We start from the raw sequence: 16,895 nt of genomic DNA, 5'->3' as shown, positions 1-16,895 counted from the left end.
ACAATGAAGCGATATTATGCCGCTTGGATTTTAGGTTTATTATTGAGTGCGAGCTCCGTATCTGCGGCTGTTTTGGCAACCGTTAACGGAGATGAAATCACTTCCGATGAAGTCAATAAAGTATTAATGGAAGGGACGCAGGGCCGTTTCGATTCTCTCCCGTCAGATAAACAAAACGAATTGCGCCAGCGGATTATTGAGGGTATGATCGCTCAAGAGCTGGTGTATGACGATGCACAAAAAATGGGAGTGCTCGAATCCAAAGAATATAAGCAAGAGCTAGAGGCTTTGGTTAACCGATTAAAAGTTCAGCTCGCTGCAAAAGTGTGGGAACAACAACAGTTTGAAGCGATAAAAGTGGATGCAAAAGAGGTAAAAGCCTACTTTGATGCAAATCCGGATGAGTTTATCGATAAAGAGAAAATCCATGCACGCCACATTTTGGTGAAAACCGAAGCCGAAGCGAATGCGATCATTAAAAGTATGAAATCTTTGAGCGGAGATAAACTCAAAAATGAGTTTATTGCTCAGGCAAAATCCAAATCAACCGGACCGAGTGCTGCAAAAGGGGGTGACCTCGGTTACTTCCCTCGCGGACAAATGGTTCCATCGTTTAACGATGCCGCATTTGCTATGAAAGAGGGGGCGATATCGTCTGTTCCGGTACAAAGTCAATTCGGGTATCACGTTATTTATGTCGAAGACAAAAAAGCGGCTAAAAAACTTGGATTTGATGATGTGAAAAATTTTATTGAACAGCGTTTGAAAATGGATAAATTTAAAGCGACGATGGAGAAAAAAATGTCTTCATTACGCGAAAAAGCAAAAATTACCTATACCAAATAATCTCTTCTCCTCCTTTTCTTATTTCCCGCTTTTGCGGGAACTTTCCATCAATGCATAAACAAATTTTTTTAAATTCTTGACCCCTTCCCATATTTTCTGATCGATAAATCATTTCCTTATGCAGAAATATCTCAAAGCCAATGGTATAGCATTAATATAATTATTTACATAATAGTTATTATAATAACTATTTAAGCCGTGCTGCTTTACAATCTCGAAAATTTTTAAAAGGGTCGTTATGGGCTTTGAATCCGATAATTCAATAGGCTTTCTTATCGCCAAGGCGAGAAATGTCTTAAAGAATGAATTTGAGAAAGAGCTAAAACCTTATTCTCTCTCATATGCCCATCGCGTTATTCTGATAAGACTCTGCGAAAAAGACGGGCTAACCCAAAAAGAGCTGGCACAGGATACCTATTTCGAGCAATCGAATTTGACCCTTATGCTGGATAAATTGGAGTCAAAAGGGCTTGTCAAACGGGTGCAGAAAGAGAATGACAGACGTGCCTACCTTATTACCATTACACCGGAGGGAAAAAAACTGAGAGGTTTATTGGTTCAGATGGGCGAGAAGGTAATGGAAAAAGCATTACATGGAGTGAGCGAACAGCAAAAGGGTGAACTGACAAAACTGCTGCAATCAATCAATGAGAATTTGAAAAGTACAAACGAATGAGATACAAAAGTCTTTTACTCCCCTGTTTACTGGCATTGCTACTGTTCGGGTGCGTACCCAAAATCGATAAAGCCGTGCCGATTTCGGAGACACTCATAGCGAGCAATCTGGAAAAAAGTACCGATTTGTTCGGAAGCAATGATGGTAATCTTGTACGTGAGTGGTGGAGAGGTTATCATGACCGACAGCTTGACACTCTGTTGGAGAAAGCTTTGTCGGAGGCTCCATCCCTTAAAAGTATTGAATCTCGCTATGCACAAGCCAACAGTATCATACAATCGGTGGAATCTCGCAATTTACCGCACTTATCAGCCAATGCCAGTGTTCTCCGAGAGCGTTTCAGCGAAAACCATATTTTCCCGCCGCCGCTGGGTGGGAGTACCAACAATCAATACCAGCCTGCTTTGATATTGGATTACGATTTTGACTTTTGGAATGCGCGAAGTTCCCGCATCCTTGCGGCGCAAAATCAGGCTTTGGCACAAAAAGCCTCTATTGAAGCGGCAAAGGTGGCATTGTCCAGCGCTATTTGTACGGCCTATCTTTCCTGGAATCATGATGAGCGAAAGCTTGCGATCTTGGGCACTTTGGAAAAAACGGCCGCCGAGGAACTGCATATCCTACAAAAAAAGCAAAAGATAGGATTGATCGATGCTACACAGGTCAATACCCAAAAAAGTGTTCTTTCCGAGGTAATGCAGCGGATCAGTGAACTTAAGCGGTCGATTGAAGGGAAAAAAGAGTCTATCTGTGTTTTGGGAGGATTTCTTCCTTCCTATGCCGATACCCTCAAAGCGCCTCATGTGAATGAATCGTTTGCGGTCCCTTTGCCGAACGAGATACGGTTGAATCTTTTATCGCACCGTGCCGATGTCGCTATTTCCAAGTATATCGCTTTAAGCAAAAGCCATACGATTGAGAATGCCAAAGCCCGGTTTTACCCGGATATCAGCCTTTACGGAATGATCGGTTTTACCTCATTTAGCTGGGCAAAACTTTTGGAACGCTCTTCGTATACCCCATCAGCCGGAATCGCGCTGTCACTTCCGTTACTGGATTGGGGAGAACGCAATGCCAATCTCCAAAACAGCGTGAGCGATTACAACAGTTCCGTCTATGACTATAACGATGCGGTGATCAAGGCGGCAAATGAAGTGGTTGTTTTACTCAAACAATCCAAACTGATCGAGTCGCAAATCAAACTGCATCATGAAGATTTAAATGCCAAAAATGCCAATGTAACGATTGCCCGTAAAAAGCTGTCGTTGGGGTTGATCGACAAACTCCCTCTTCTCTCTGCTAACAAAACGGTTTATGAAAGTGAACTGCAGGCTATTTCGCTGGAAGAGACGAAATCGCTGCTGCAAATCGATCTGATCAAAGCGCTCGGGGGCGGATATACCGACAAGGGGGAGAGAAATGCAAGCAAATAGTGCTCTCCTCTCCCAGATGAAAACCTTTCCGTGGCAGCGTGGATTTTATGAGTGGCGTACCAATGACGCACCGACGCTCATCTATATGGCCAAAGCGACGATTGCCGGACTGTTGGCCTTGTGGATTTCGATGACGTTGAATCTTCCGGATCCTCGGACGGCCATTTTTACCGTCTTTATCGTGATGCAGCCTCAAAGCGGTCTGGTTTTTTCGAAAAGCTATTACCGTGTTTTAGGGACAATAGCCGGTGTGGGAATGTCTTTGCTGCTGATGGGAATGTTTGCGCAGGACCCGGTGTGGTTTATCTCGTTTTTCGCACTGTGGATCGGTATCGCTACGGCAGCAGGATTCAAATACCGTAATTTCCAAGCCTACGGATTTGTGTTGGCCGGGTATACCCTCTGTATCGTAGCTCTTCCGGTCATTGAGACTCCGTTGGAGATTTTTGACATTGCGATTTCCCGTTTTTCCGAAGTCATTGTCGGGATTATGTGCGCGACGCTTATCAGTGATATCATCTTCCCACGCCGATTGCTTGATTCTTTGATCGCCAGTGAGCGGGAACGGTTTATAAACGTCCTTACTACGTTGGCTGACCCCGAAGCGGTATTCGAGTCGATCGGCGAAACAGGAAGAGTCGCCCGATTTTCAAGCGGAGTCGTCGGTCTGAACGCGGTTCGTATCAACAGCAGTTTCGAAAGTGGAGCCGACCAAAAAGAACGTCAGCATTATCAGCATCTGAATCATCAGTATATGAATCTCTCAACCACGTTTCATTCGCTCAAAAGTATTCTCTCGGCGATCAAAACGCGTGAAGGGGTACAAGCGCTGAGAACGCTCGAAGATCTGTATGCCCCAATCGCTTCGGCACTCCAAACTCTCCCCGCGACGCCTATGACTCCGGAAGATTTGGAAAGTGTCATTCATAAACTCTTAGGGGTCAAAAATACGATTCAGGAACAATATGAATCGGAGTACAAGGAGCTTAAAAAGAATATTGGCACAGAGTGGGAGGACGAATTTAGTTCGGCGGCCTATCTGATGATTCGACTGCTGGATGAGCTGCACAGCCACTGTGTCACGTATCTCTCGCTGCTGAAGCATCGTTTGTCGGGGAAAACATCGTTGGAGCTCAATCGCGTGGTGCGGTTTTCGACCCATACCGATAACGTTCTTGTCGGTCTGGCAGCACTCCGCGGGAGCGGAGTGCTGCTCGTGACGATGATGTTTTGGATTTGGACCGCATGGCCTTTTGCAACCCTCACTATCACCCTCGCCGTGGTTATCGGTCTGCTGCTCGGGACGCTTCCGAGCCCGTTGGACGGAGTTAAGGATTTTTTTAAAGGAGCCGTCTTGGCTCTGATATTTGCGGCACTGTATGATTTTTATCTGATTCCGCAGTTTACGTCGGACATGCTGACACTCAGTCTCCTTCTGGGCCCAGTTTTGGCATTTGTCGGATGGATGACGACGAAACCGAAACTGGGGATATTCGCCTTTGGATTTGTTTTTATGTTCATTACCCAGTGTGCCCTTGATCCTTTTTACAAAATCGAACCGACCAAGTTTCTGGAGAGTTCTCTGGCAGCATTGATCGGGATCCTTTTCGGCGGTCTGGCCTATCTGTTGGTCAATTTCTGGTCGTGTTCGCTGACCCAGCAAAGGGTTGCGAAGATATTGCGCCGCCAAATCGTCAATCTGTGCGACGGCTCACTGGGGGTGGAACGCAGTTCACTGGAGAGTACGGGACGCGATCTGGTGCAGCAATTTTCGACCCAAGGACGGCTCAATATGCGTTCCAGCCGCCTCGTATACGAATGGCTCCTGTCAACGCTGGAGATCGGGCGGGCAATTTTGGCGATTCGACGGAGTCAGCAGCGGCTTTATTCCCATTACCGCCATCCGAAGATCGAGGGTACGTTGGTTTGTCTCAAAAACTTTTTCGATACCCCCTCGGAAGCATCGAGAGATGCCTTGCTGAATAGTCTGAAAGAGACGCTGCTGACGTTACGCAGTGAAAACATGCCGAGCGAAAAGATTCAGATGAAACGGATGAAGAGTGTTGTGACCGAACTGGCGCTTATCCACACCGTGATGCAAAATGCTTTGTCCCTACCTGTCATTACGGAGGATTCATGCCGCTAGATATTACCTTGTTCGGGATTCAGATGCCGACGCTGCTTCCTATTTTTGTTATCACCGCGATTGTGCAGATTTTACTGGATCGGCTGATGTCGGATGCCGGTGTCTACCAACATGTCTGGCATCCCGGGCTATTTCGGACGGGAATATTCGTCTGTTTGTTTACGTTACCGTGTTTACTGATTTACACTTGAGGATATGTCATGAATAAAAATAATAAATATACGAAGCTGATACGCTTCGTCATTACTTTTTCCGTTGTCTCTTTAGCTATCTTTCTGGGACTGATGCTGTGGCACAACTATATGAACAGCCCTTGGACGCGTGACGGACGTGTACGTGCGGATGTCGTTATGATCGCTCCGGATGTCAGCGGGTTGGTCACGGAGGTGGCTGTCGTCGATAATCAATTCGTCCACAAAGGGGATATCCTCTTTCAAATCGACAAGGAGCGGTTCCTTCACGCACTGCATGCCGCTGAAGCTGTTGCCCAAACATGCAAGGCCGAATACGATATGAAAAAACATCAAGCCGCACGACGCAATGGCGCCGATAACGATGTCGTATCTGCCGAAAACCGCGCCGATACTTCCTTCGATGCCCAAATGGCGTATGCCAAATACGAAGAAGCGATGACACGGGTAGAGACGGCTAAGCTTGATCTGGAACGTTCCAGCGTACGCGCCTCGACGGACGGATGGGTTTCTAACCTCCTCTTGCGTAAAGGTGACTACCTTGATGCCGGAGAAAAACATATGGCGATCATCACGGCAGGATCGTTCTGGGTATACGGCTATTTTGAAGAGCATAAACTCTCGCTTATCCATATCGGAGATGGTGCGGAGATGAAGATGCTCGGAACCAAATATACCTTGAAGGGGCACGTCGAGAGTATCGCCCGAGGGATCAGCGACCGTGACAACTATACCGACGGACGTCTTTTGGCCAATGTTAATCCGATCTTTACCTGGATCCGTCTGGCACAGCGGATTCCCGTCCGTATCCGCATCGACAGCGTGCCTGAAGGGATGATACTCTCTGCGGGGATGACGTGTTCGGTCAGTATAAAACCGGAAAAAAAGAAAATCAAACCAAAGGAGAACACTTAAAAATAATTACGAAATAGATTATCGTTTTTCAGTGACACGGTGTCACTGAATAGGTCATTTTTAAATGTCGTTTGATAAATACAGGAATAAAAAGGTAGAAGAATTATGAAAAAGATACTGAGTGCTGTTACACTTTCAATGGCCGTAGGAATCAGTTTCTCTTGCTATGCGGATGCGTATCAAGAGGCTAAAAGTGCTCTCGATAATAATAATTATGCGGAAGCTGCCGCAATGCTTGCAAAAGCATGTGATGGCGGAAGTGCAAAAGGGTGTTTTGATCTCGGAGCCCTCTATGAAAACGGTACCGGAGTCGTACAAAACAAGTACCAGGCTGCCGCACTCTATGCCCAGGCTTGTCGAGGCGGAGAAGCATCTGGATGCAGCAATATGGGATTGAAATACGATACCCCTTGATCATGGACGGAATCAAGAGTATGGTGTCATTTGAAAATTATCACTCAAAGAAGATAGATGAAAGAGATTAAATTTCCTTTTTTGGATCATATCGGTGCCGTTTTAATACGGTGCGAAAACGGTGAAGCTGAAGTTGAACTCAAAACGCAGCCTTATCATTTACAGCATTTAGGATTCGTACATGGCGGGGTGATTTCCACCTTGATGGACAATACCGGATGGTATGCCGCCGTTTCCAATCTTGCAGAGGGATATACGTCCGTCACTATGGAGATCAAAATCAATTATTTGAAACCGGCATCCGGCAAAACGCTAAAAGCGGTTGCCGCGGTCAAGCGTCAAGGAAGAAGCACGTCGTTTGTCACGATTGAACTCTTTGATGAAGAAAAATTGGTGGCATTCGCCACAGGGACCTATGCTGTTTTAGAAGATAAAAGCAAATAAATTTTAGTGATTTGCCGTGATAGGTATGACTTTTTCCTGAAAAGCGTTTAGTCCACCCTTGAGCCAAAGCGCTGCACTTTGGTTAAACAGTTCGCTCTCCAGGCTGGCTTGTTTGGCTTTGGCACTTGCAAGGTCGGCAATCGAGCGGCTAAGTTCATCTGCGCTGGATAGTTGATTGTCAAAACGGCCATGGGTCAGTTTGGCGTATTCGCCGGACGCTTTGACCTGCATTTTTGCACTTTGAAGTTGGCTTTGAAGGGCATTAATATCGAGATAGGCGTTATCGATTTCCGTTTCGATCCGGTGCTTATAATCTTCAACCGTCATTTGAACGGAAAGTTTGGCCGCCTGAGCCGCTTCTGTGGTATGCATATCGCTCAGACCGTTGAAAAGGTTCCAAGACGCAGCGACTCCGGCATAGCTTTTATCCGCATTCGAATAGCCATCGCCATTGAGCTCAAGGCTGTCTCCTTGACGTTTGAGGGCACCGACCAAGGTGAGATTCGGATAGTAGCGGCTTTGCGCGACGGTTACGTCGGTTTGTGCCATATCCATCGCTTTTGAGAGTGCGCGCAGATCTTCCCGATTTGAGAGTGCAATACGAACCATTTCATTTTTTTCGGGTATGGGAAGAACATGAACCACAATACCGGCGGAAGTGACCGCCGTATTCGTGAGATATGAGAGTTGATTGAGCGTTTGCTGTTTTTTGTTTTGACTCTCGGTGATCTGAGCTTCTATCTCAAATTTTTTGGCTTCGATCGCATACAGTTCTGCCGGGGCCAAAAGGCCGTTGTCATAAAGTCCTTTAGCCTTTGTATGCGATTCTGTGATTGCTTTTTTAGCCTCTTCCTGTGCCGCGATGATCTGATCGAAGGCAATGACGGAGCTGTAGAGCATGGTGGTGCTCAGGTAGAGGTTACGCTTAAGATCGGCAACCTGCAGCGACGCTTTTTCATGCGCTAATTTTGCTTTTTCGATCGATGCACTGATGGCAAAGCCGCTAAAGAGAGGGTAGGTGAGGGTCAATGAACCTTCTGCATGATTTTTCGTCCCCATTGGAGCGGTCATCGGCGTCATTGCCGGAGGGAGGCGGAAAGTGACGGTAGGCGTTTCCTGAAATTTGAGAGCATTAAGATTCGCATCCAAACTCGGCAGGTTTTTTCCCTCTGCCGCACGATAGCTCTCCCATGCCGCAGTTTCCAATTGCCGGGCACTTTGCAGGGCAAGAGAATGGTCGAGATCGGAAATAACCTCCGGATAGCTTTGTGCCAGCAGAAATGTCGGGAGGATGAGAGTTGTAAGCAATCGTTTCATAAGATCTCCTCGGAGAATTTGAATTTAACAAAAAGCAAATGCGACACACATTGCTTGGAACAATTTATATTATCCTGACTGGATAAAAGTATTGCAAAGACTATTATTGTAACGCATAAGTAGCGGGAATTGTTTCGATATAACCGGATGAATCTCTCTTCTGTAAAATGGATATTGTCCTGATAGACTATTTCTACTTTATCCGTACTTGGAATATTGAGAAAATATTCATTCTTACCTAAGGGATAAGGGGTTATGATAGAAAAACATAAACGGTCAGTTTTCTCCCGTATCTGGAAGATACGGGCAGCTTTAGGGGATTGTAGGGGTAGCTGTCCCTTCCATTTTGCGGGCTTTGCCCGAAAAATGCATAATATCAGTTATAAGGGAGACATATGAAACAGTTTATAGAAAAATATCAGCTCAGTATTGTTATCGCAATACTTTTTATTGCCGCGACCGTGTTAATTTACAAGAAACTTCATCCTTATAAACTTCCTGAAAATTTGGTTCAGGGGAGCGGCCGCATCGATGGAGATTTGATCAATATCAATGCAAAATATCCGGGGCGTATTTCGAAAATAGAAGTAGAAGACGGCCAGTCGGTCAAAAAAGATGAAATCCTGGCAACGCAGGAAAGCCGTGAACAAACTGCTCAATTAGCGCAGATCGAGGCACAGATTGAAGCGCAGAAACAACAGCTTTCCGCGCGTACGATCGAACTGAATATCGCCAAAAAAACGATTCCCGAATCTTTGGTAAAAGCGGATGCCGGTATTGTTATCAAACAGCGCCAGCGGGATGAATTGGACCAAATGATCAATACGCAGGCCAATGCCGTGGATCAGGATCAAAGAGACATGGCACGCATGGAGAATCTCTACGCCAATCGGCTGATCGAGAAGCATAAACTCGAAATGGCGATGTTAAAACTTCAAAACGATCAGGATCAGCTTTCCTCCCTGAAGCAAAAACGGCTGCAGCTCGACCAGGCAATCGGAATTTCGAGAAGCGACCGCAGTGACGCCTCTGCCTCACAAGCAAAGATAGCGGCACTGCAAGAAGGTATCAAGGTACTGGAATCGGGGGTGAAGGGATTGATCGCATCCAAACAGCAGATCGAAGCGGTTCTCTCAGAAATGGAGCTTCGATCTCCGGTAAATGGGCTAGTGATTGAAAAAATTGCGAACGAAGGGGAGGTCGTCGGTGCAGGGATGCCGGTGGTCACATTGATTGACCCGAGTACTCTTTATCTGAAAATATTTATCGATACGCTGCAAAACGGAAAAATAAAAATCGGTGATTCGGCGGTTATTTTTCTGGATTCATATCCAAAGAGACCGATTAGGGCAAAAGTCGTCCGGATTGAGCAAAAAGCGGAATTTACACCTAAAGAGGTCAGTGTGCCGAGTGACAGGATTCAGCGGGTCTATGCCGTTCATCTCAAGCCGCTGAAGAGTGATGAGCTGCTGAAACTGGGTATACCGGCTGTGGGGGTCATCTCATTGGATGGGGAAAATCTGCCGACGACACTTAGCGAAGTTCCCGAGTAATCGAAGTGTTAATGAGATGAAAACGCTGAAAATTGATCGTGTTAGTGTTCGGCATACGGACCGGATTGCGATCAAAGAGGTCTCTTTTGAAGCAAAAGAGGGGGAGATTATTGGTTTTATCGGTGCAGACGGTGCCGGGAAAAGTTCTTTGATGCACGCCATATCCGGCGTTATCCGTTTTGAGGGTGAGGTGAGTTTTCAAGGAATAACCTATCATTCGCCCCAAGAAGCGGAGCCGTTAAAACATCTGATCGGTTTTATGCCGCAGGGGATAGGACTGGTCTTGTATGACCTTCTAAGCGTTGAGGAGCATTTGTCTTTTTTTGCCGATATCCGTAATATCCGCCGTAACAGTACGTTCGAAGCGTACAAAAAACGATTGTTGCAGATGGCAGGACTCGAAAAGTTCACCGATCGACGAGCCGGAAATCTGAGCGGCGGGATGATGCAAAAACTCTCGCTGATCTGCACCTTGCTCCATCGTCCGAAATTGCTGATTCTGGATGAACCGACGACGGGGGTTGACCCTTTAAGCCGGATCGAACTGTGGGAAATCCTTGACCAGATTCGCAAAGAGGAAGGGACGATCATCATCGTCAGTACGGCATATATGCAAGAAGCGGCCAAAATGGACAAACTTTTATTGTTTGATGAAGGGGAAATCATTGCTCAAGGAGAGGCTGCGGATTTAATCGAATCGACCCGCGAGATGACCTATATCGCATCCGCATCTTCGGTAGGAAACACGATTACGACACTCGAAGCTACTTATTCGCTTGAACCGCTTGCCGCAGAACATGCCGAACCTACTCTGGAAGCATTGTTTTTTGTCAATGCCCTTCGAAAAAACCGCTTGTTCCCCCCGATAGAAATCACCCAAAGAGAAAATAACAATACCCTTGCGGAGGTCGTCATGGAAGCGATCGGTTTGACAAAACGTTTTGGAACGTTTGAAGCAAACCATCACGTCGATATCCGGTTGAACCGAGGAGAAATATTAGGGCTTCTTGGTGCCAACGGTGCAGGAAAAACAACGTTTATTAAAATGCTTTTGGGATTGTATCCTATGGATGAAGGGAGTCTTGAACTGCTGGGACAGCCGATTAAAAGCGCCCGTGATCGTCAAGGGCTGAAAGCCCTGATCGGTTATGTCAGTCAGCATTTTGCACTGTATAAGGACATGACGGTCCGCGAAAATCTCCTGTATGCGGCTTCGATGCGTCAAATACCTCTGGAAATATCCATAAAACGGATAGCCCGTTATGCGGCAGAATTAGGATTTACCCCCTATCTAGATGCGCTGCCGAGCGAACTTCCTTTGGGAATCAATCAGCGGTTTTCCCTTGCCGCAGCCCTTTTACATGAACCGGTCGTTTTATTTTTGGATGAACCTACTTCCGGTGTTGATGCGATTGCCCGTGCGCAATTTTGGCAGCTTCTGCTCGCATTAAAAGAGAAATGGGGAATCGCGATTTTGATCACGACCCACTATATGAGCGAGGCGGAGTTTTGTGATCGGGTCGTATTGCTGCGTGATGGCGCTAAAGTCGCCGATGATACGATTCCCAATCTGTATACTGCCCATCCCTCCGCGCAAACCTTTGAAGATATTTTTATGGAGTATTACCGATGAGGACGGGGGTTATCAAGGCCTATATCCTTAAAGAGCTGACCGAACTGATACGATCGCGTTTTATTGTCATGGTTTATTTAATGCCCTCAATGATTCTGTTTTTGTTCGGATACGGCATTCGCATGGAGGTGACACATGCGAGAACTCTCATTATTGACTACGATCAGAGTCACTATTCCCATCGTCTCGTCAGCAAATTCGAACACTCCAAATATTTTGACGTCATGGTGAGTACTATGAGTGAGGATGAAGCGCTGCACAAGATCAAGAAAGCGGAAACGGATGTCGTCATCATCATTCCGGAATCGTTTGAAAAGCGGCTTCTGCATTCGCAGACGACACAAATCGGTGTCTTTGCCGATGCGGCATTCCCCAGCAGAGGATTGACGATGGAAAACTATGTGAAAGGGGTAATTCTGGATGCGGCTTTATCTGTCTCCCCGGGGTTTTCGAAAGGGATCATTCAAATCAATCAACGGACCCTTTTCAATCAGGCAATGCGGGATGAAGATGCGATCGTCCCCGGACTGATCGGGCTTGTACTGCTGATCGCTCCGGCGATCTTGGCGGCACTGCTTATTGTAAAGGAAAAAGAGCGGGGGACGATTTTCAATTTCTATGCTTCTCCTGTGGCCAAAATAGAATTTTTGGCGGCGAAAATGATTCCTGTTTTTCTTCTCCATTCTCTGAACATTTTTATTTTGTTTTTGTGGGCGGTCTATCTTTTTGAGGTGCCGTTTCGGGGGAGTTTCCTCCTTTATTGGTTCGCATCGGAACTCTATATTATCATCAGCCTTTCCATCGGAATGCTCATCTCCGTCATTACCCGCACGCAAATCGTCGCCGTAGTATTGACCGTCATTATTACGATTATCCCCGGGTTTCTCTATTCGGGAATTATTATGCCGATCTCATCCATGGTCGGAGTATCGCAAGTTGAGGCGCATATTTTTCCCGTAATGTACTATAACCATATTATGTACGATGTCTTTCTGGTCGGAGAGGGGTTGAATTCATCCAAAACACAGGCGTATCTGGCCATTTTGGCCATGTACGGGGTGATATTATTGAGTTTGGGCAGATGGCTGCTGCGCAAGGAGCTTCGATGAACCGGATTTTTTGGACGATAGTCGGGAAGGAGCTGATCAGCTTTATCCGCTCCTGGCAGCTGGTACTCGTCGTATTGTACGCATTCAGCGTCGAAGTCTACATCGCCGGAAGCGGTATCGAGATCAATCCCCGAAATGTCGCGGTAGGATATGTCGATCTCACCGGCGGGGGTATGAGCCAAAAAATTCTCACCCGCCTGCATAGTCCAGAATTTCTCCCTCCGAAGCGTTTTGATTCGCAAGAGGCGCTGAGCCGGTCAATTTTCAACAAAGAGATCATTGTCGGAATTGTGTTTAACACTGATTTCGAAAAAAATTGGCGGGAGGGGAAAACCAGTGAACTGGATGTTTTGCTCGATGCGACGGCAGCATCTCAGGCCTATACGACACTGGGGTATCTTCAAAACATTGCCTTGGATGTCTCGAAATTGGATTTTCCGCTGGAGATCGCATCCCATAAACTCTTTAACCCCAATGCGGACAATCACACGTTTATGGCGTTGACGGAACTGCTGTCGATTACGACGATGCTAATCGTCATTTTGACGGCGGTAGTCTTTGTCCGCGAAAAAGAGCAGGGGACGTGGGACATCATGCTTTTGATGCCGGTTGACCCCCGCCTGATCATTTTGGCCAAATCGTTTTCTCAGGTGCTGATCGTCATGGTCGGCATTGTTATCTCTTTGGGGTTTGTCGTATTCGGGAAATTTGATACACCCCTGAATGGATCATTGAGCGCTTTTTTACTGCTAAGTTTTTTTTATGTTTTTGCAAGTGCCGGAATCGGGCTGTTTATAGCTTCGGTCGCGCGTGATGTGATGCAGGTTGCCCAATACTCGATCGTGATTATGATGCCTCTCATCTTCTTGAGCGGAGCGTGGACCCCTATTTATGCGATGCACCCGTTATTGCAAAAACTTTCCCTTTTCTCGCCGCTTCGGTACTATATTGAAGGAAGTGAGAGCATTTTTTACCGCGGTACGGTATGGATCGATTTATGGCCCTATTTTTTAGGCATTATCGTCGTCGGGGGCATTATGTATACGATCGGTTTTCGTAAGATCGGGAGTACGTTTTAAGAGAATAAAACGTTTTACTATTCCGTCCCGGCGAAAATCAGCCGATCTTCGACATTTTTGAGTGCGGCTTCTGCACATGAAGCGTCTTTGTCTCCCCCTGGAGCTCCGCTAACCCCTACGGCTCCTAAAAGAATACCGTTTGAGATAACGGGAACTCCCCCTTCCATGACGATCAAACCATGGATATGATTCAGCTCTTGACGGATGTCTTCACGGTTTTTTCGGAGCGCACCGCTATCGGTTCCCGAAAGGATGACGGCATTGGCTTTGCGTTCGGCGATTTCCGTTGTGAAACGGCTGGCATACACATCGCGCAAAGCAACCTGCAGGTTTCCGCTGCGGTCGACAACTACGGCACTGACCTGATACCCTTTATCGCGGCAATTCATCAGAGAATCTTGGGCGATTTTAGTCGCGAGTTCCAACGACATCTGTTGATAGGTGACAAGGTCGCCTGCAGAAAGGGAAAAGGATAAAACGGTTAAAGCAAGAAGGTTTTTCATGGGTACTCGATTATCATACAAAAGATAGGAGAGAGTTTACAGGGGATATGTAAAAAATATGTAAATTTTTCGGGCGTTTAAGCCCAAAAATATTGATAAATTAGTTTCTATTAAGAGCGTTGAGATCGCTGAAAGCGAGTTTTACACGATTGACCAGTGTTTTTTGTCCGTCACGCAGCCATTTTCTCGGATCATAATATTTTTTGTTTGGCTTCTCTTCCCCTTCAGGATTCCCGATTTGCCCTTGGAGGTAGTCTTTGTATTTTTCATAATAATCTTTCACCCCTTCCCATGTTGCCCATTGGGTATCGGTGTCGATGTTCATTTTGATAACCCCGTAGCTGATCGCTTCGCGGATCTCTTCGAGTGTTGAACCCGACCCGCCGTGGAAAACAAAATTGACCGGTTTCGCGGATAGGGTATTGAATTTTTTCTGAATATATTTTTGAGAATTGTCTAAGATGATCGGAGTAAGGACGACATTGCCGGGTTTGTAGACACCGTGTACGTTTCCGAACGATGCGGCAATCGTAAAGCGGTTGCTTACGGCACTGAGCTTTTCGTAGGCGTACGCAACATCTTCAGGCTGGGTGTACAGGAGAGAATTGTCGATGTTGGTGTTATCGACACCGTCTTCTTCTCCTCCGGTAACGCCGAGTTCGATCTCTAACGTCATTCCGATTTTATCCATACGCTTCATGTACTCGACACAGGTTGCGACGTTTTGTTCAAGAGACTCTTCGGAGAGATCGAGCATGTGGGAGGAAAACAACGGTTTGCCGTGAGTTTTAAAATGCTCTTCACCGGCATCCAGCAAGGCGTCAATCCATGGAAGGAGGTGGCGCGCGGCATGATCGGTATGCAAAATAACGGGAATCCCGTAAGCTTCAGCCATCATATGGGTATGAATCGCTCCGCTGATGGCACCGACGATAGCCGCTTTTTCGTTTTCATTGCTGAGGCCTTTACCGGCATAATAGCTGGCTCCGCCATTGGAAAATTGGATAATGACGGGAGAATTAACTATTTTTGCCGCTTCTAAAACAGCGTTAATAGAATCGGTTCCGACGACATTAACCGCAGGAAGTGCGAATCCTTCTTGTTTTGCGATTTCAAAGAGTTTTTGAACATCATCACCAAAGATCACTCCCGGCTTCATCACTTCTAAAATGTTTACAGACATCGCTTTACCCCACAATTAAAATAGACGATATTATATCCTTAGAGCAATAATGATAGAATTAAAAAAAATGGGGTTGATTTTGGTCCGTTTCGGTTTTCTGCTTTTGATCGGGTATGAGGTTCTTTTTGCCGCATCGTCACCGCGAGTATTCGGAACATTGGCAGACCCCCTCGAAAAAAGTACGGTATCGATTGAAAAATTGAGTGAAAAACCGGTTATGGAACCGAATAAAAGTCTGTTACGTAATTTTTTGAACGGAGTTCAGTCGACATTGAGTGTAGGGGAAGAGCTTGCCGGTCATAAAAATGTGGATAAAGAGCTGTTAAATGCCTATTTGAAAGAGCTGCGGGAATTATCGCAAACCAAAGAGTCGATTGACGCAATGTACCGCAAATCTTTAAATACGGCGATGGAACAGTCGGATAAAAAAAGTTTTGAAGATTTGATTTCTGCCGGATTGGATCCGCTGCATTATCCACGTGTCCGTGCGGAAGTCATTGCTTTTTATCAAAAAAACTATCCGCACCATTCGATTAAAAGTATTGAGGCATTGTACGATGAGCAGGAATTGGAGCAAAAAAGCATCCAAATTGCGATTGAGCAGGAGCAGGCCTACGAAGAGCACTTACGGGTTTTAAAACGTTCTGAAGTAGCCCGGATGAAAAGAATAGCGCAAATCGGTTCACGTAACAGCGTAATCTTGAGTGCAGCGCAAAACAGAGCCGGGGGATATGAATTTGAAGCCGAAAATCTGAACCCCTATGTGGTCACGATGAGTATTGATTTTGAATCGCTCACCAATCTCACAACCTCTACCAAGCTGCCGTTGTTTATCGAAGTCCCGGGCCGAAGCAAAAAAAAGGTATTGGAGCTTTCCCGTATCTCCGCCGCATCAGGAGTCAATTACCGCTCATCGTATGGATGGGTCAGGGGCTCGGCCTTTGCCGTACATCAAGACAGCTATCTGTATAAACTCCCTTTTCTCAAAGGAGCCGCTGTTTATGTTTCGCAAGGGTATAACGGAGAAACATCCCATAAGGGGCTGTCCGCCTATGCGGTTGATTTCCCGGTTCCGGTAGGTACACCCATATATGCCGCCAGAGAAGGGACCGTCGTCGGATCAGAGGGGCGTAATAATGCCGGCGGTACGACACCTGAGTATCGCCAATACGCCAACTATGTGATCGTGGAACACAGTGACGGGACGATGGGCAACTATTATCACCTGAAACAAGGGGGGACTGCGGTTGCGATCGGCCAAAAAGTAGCCCGTGGAGATCTGCTCGGGTATTCCGGAAATACAGGCTACAGCAGCGGTCCGCATCTCCATTTCAGCGTCAGTAAGGTTGACCCGATTTCGATGCGCCGACCGATGAATTTGCCCATAAAAATGGAAACTTTACAAGGAATTGTAACTTTACCGCACAAAGGGGATCGATATACGGTACAGTAA

General features: G+C 46.4%; 16 protein-coding genes. 13 read left to right on the top strand and 3 right to left on the bottom strand.

The features are described 5' to 3' along the window. Positions 1–3 precede the first annotated feature (3 nt). From WAO38_RS01805 to WAO38_RS01770, 8 genes are all read left to right on the top strand, one after another. A complete protein-coding gene (locus WAO38_RS01805) occupies positions 4–846 on the top strand; it encodes a peptidylprolyl isomerase (RefSeq protein WP_422233774.1) in 843 nt (280 codons plus the stop codon). 238 nt (positions 847–1,084) lie between these two features. Further along, entirely contained in the window at positions 1,085–1,522 is a 438-nt protein-coding gene (locus tag WAO38_RS01800; protein WP_422233772.1) for a MarR family winged helix-turn-helix transcriptional regulator, read from the top strand. After that, positions 1,519–2,955 (top strand): efflux transporter outer membrane subunit, encoded by a 1,437-nt coding sequence (locus WAO38_RS01795; RefSeq protein ID WP_422233770.1) that lies wholly within the window; start codon positions 1,519–1,521, stop codon positions 2,953–2,955. The genes WAO38_RS01800 and WAO38_RS01795 overlap by 4 nt, the downstream gene beginning before the upstream one ends. Continuing rightward, the gene (locus WAO38_RS01790; RefSeq protein ID WP_422233768.1) at positions 2,942–5,101 is read left to right on the top strand and encodes an FUSC family protein; all 2,160 of its coding nucleotides are present in this window, start codon (positions 2,942–2,944) and stop codon (positions 5,099–5,101) included. The genes WAO38_RS01795 and WAO38_RS01790 overlap by 14 nt, the downstream gene beginning before the upstream one ends. Continuing rightward, positions 5,092–5,292 carry a DUF1656 domain-containing protein gene (locus WAO38_RS01785; RefSeq protein ID WP_422233766.1) on the top strand — a complete coding sequence of 67 codons (201 nt, stop codon included), beginning with the start codon at positions 5,092–5,094 and terminating at the stop codon, positions 5,290–5,292. Before WAO38_RS01790 ends, WAO38_RS01785 begins: the two co-directional genes overlap by 10 nt. Positions 5,293–5,301: 9 nt before the next feature. Continuing rightward, complete coding sequence (locus tag WAO38_RS01780; protein ID WP_422233764.1) at positions 5,302–6,207, top strand: biotin/lipoyl-binding protein; 906 nt, start codon at positions 5,302–5,304, stop codon at positions 6,205–6,207. Positions 6,208–6,312: 105 nt separating this feature from the next. Continuing rightward, positions 6,313–6,621 carry a hypothetical protein gene (locus WAO38_RS01775; protein WP_422233762.1) on the top strand — a complete coding sequence of 103 codons (309 nt, stop codon included), beginning with the start codon at positions 6,313–6,315 and terminating at the stop codon, positions 6,619–6,621. Between the two features lie 57 nt (positions 6,622–6,678). Beyond that, on the top strand, positions 6,679–7,065 hold the full coding sequence (locus WAO38_RS01770) for a PaaI family thioesterase (RefSeq protein ID WP_422233761.1): 387 nt from the start codon (positions 6,679–6,681) through the stop codon (positions 7,063–7,065). 3 nt (positions 7,066–7,068) lie between these two features. On the opposite strand, the gene WAO38_RS01765 is transcribed toward WAO38_RS01770, so the two are convergent. Beyond that, the gene (locus tag WAO38_RS01765; RefSeq protein WP_422233759.1) at positions 7,069–8,382 is read right to left on the bottom strand and encodes a TolC family protein; all 1,314 of its coding nucleotides are present in this window, start codon (positions 8,380–8,382) and stop codon (positions 7,069–7,071) included. A 395-nt stretch (positions 8,383–8,777) separates the two neighbouring features. On the opposite strand from WAO38_RS01765, the gene WAO38_RS01760 reads away from it, so the two are divergent. The 4 genes from WAO38_RS01760 to WAO38_RS01745 are packed head-to-tail and all read left to right on the top strand — an operon-like array spanning position 8,778 to position 13,756. Beyond that, positions 8,778–9,935, top strand: a complete 1,158-nt coding sequence (locus WAO38_RS01760; RefSeq protein WP_422233757.1) for an HlyD family secretion protein — start codon at positions 8,778–8,780, stop codon at positions 9,933–9,935. A 16-nt stretch (positions 9,936–9,951) separates the two neighbouring features. Continuing rightward, positions 9,952–11,568, top strand: a complete 1,617-nt coding sequence (locus WAO38_RS01755) for an ATP-binding cassette domain-containing protein (RefSeq protein WP_422233755.1) — start codon at positions 9,952–9,954, stop codon at positions 11,566–11,568. After that, the gene (locus tag WAO38_RS01750) at positions 11,565–12,677 is read left to right on the top strand and encodes an ABC transporter permease (protein WP_422233753.1); all 1,113 of its coding nucleotides are present in this window, start codon (positions 11,565–11,567) and stop codon (positions 12,675–12,677) included. Before WAO38_RS01755 ends, WAO38_RS01750 begins: the two co-directional genes overlap by 4 nt. Then, the gene (locus WAO38_RS01745; protein WP_422233751.1) at positions 12,674–13,756 is read left to right on the top strand and encodes an ABC transporter permease; all 1,083 of its coding nucleotides are present in this window, start codon (positions 12,674–12,676) and stop codon (positions 13,754–13,756) included. The genes WAO38_RS01750 and WAO38_RS01745 overlap by 4 nt, the downstream gene beginning before the upstream one ends. Before the next feature lie 17 nt (positions 13,757–13,773). Here the strand turns inward: WAO38_RS01745 and WAO38_RS01740 are convergent, their stop codons facing one another. Then, the gene (locus WAO38_RS01740) at positions 13,774–14,259 is read right to left on the bottom strand and encodes a GlcG/HbpS family heme-binding protein (protein WP_422233749.1); all 486 of its coding nucleotides are present in this window, start codon (positions 14,257–14,259) and stop codon (positions 13,774–13,776) included. 100 nt (positions 14,260–14,359) lie between these two features. Beyond that, positions 14,360–15,442 (bottom strand): class II fructose-bisphosphate aldolase, encoded by a 1,083-nt coding sequence (fbaA, locus tag WAO38_RS01735; protein ID WP_422233747.1) that lies wholly within the window; start codon positions 15,440–15,442, stop codon positions 14,360–14,362. Between the two features lie 49 nt (positions 15,443–15,491). On the opposite strand from fbaA, the gene WAO38_RS01730 reads away from it, so the two are divergent. Continuing rightward, on the top strand, positions 15,492–16,895 hold the full coding sequence (locus tag WAO38_RS01730) for a peptidoglycan DD-metalloendopeptidase family protein (protein WP_422233745.1): 1,404 nt from the start codon (positions 15,492–15,494) through the stop codon (positions 16,893–16,895).

Origin of the sequence: Sulfuricurvum sp. (assembly GCF_049277495.1) — a bacterium.
In the GTDB taxonomy this organism is placed as follows: domain Bacteria; phylum Campylobacterota; class Campylobacteria; order Campylobacterales; family Sulfurimonadaceae; genus Sulfuricurvum.
The sequence above is the reverse complement of the archived record's forward strand: the minus strand, read 5'-3'. Positions and strand labels throughout refer to the sequence as shown.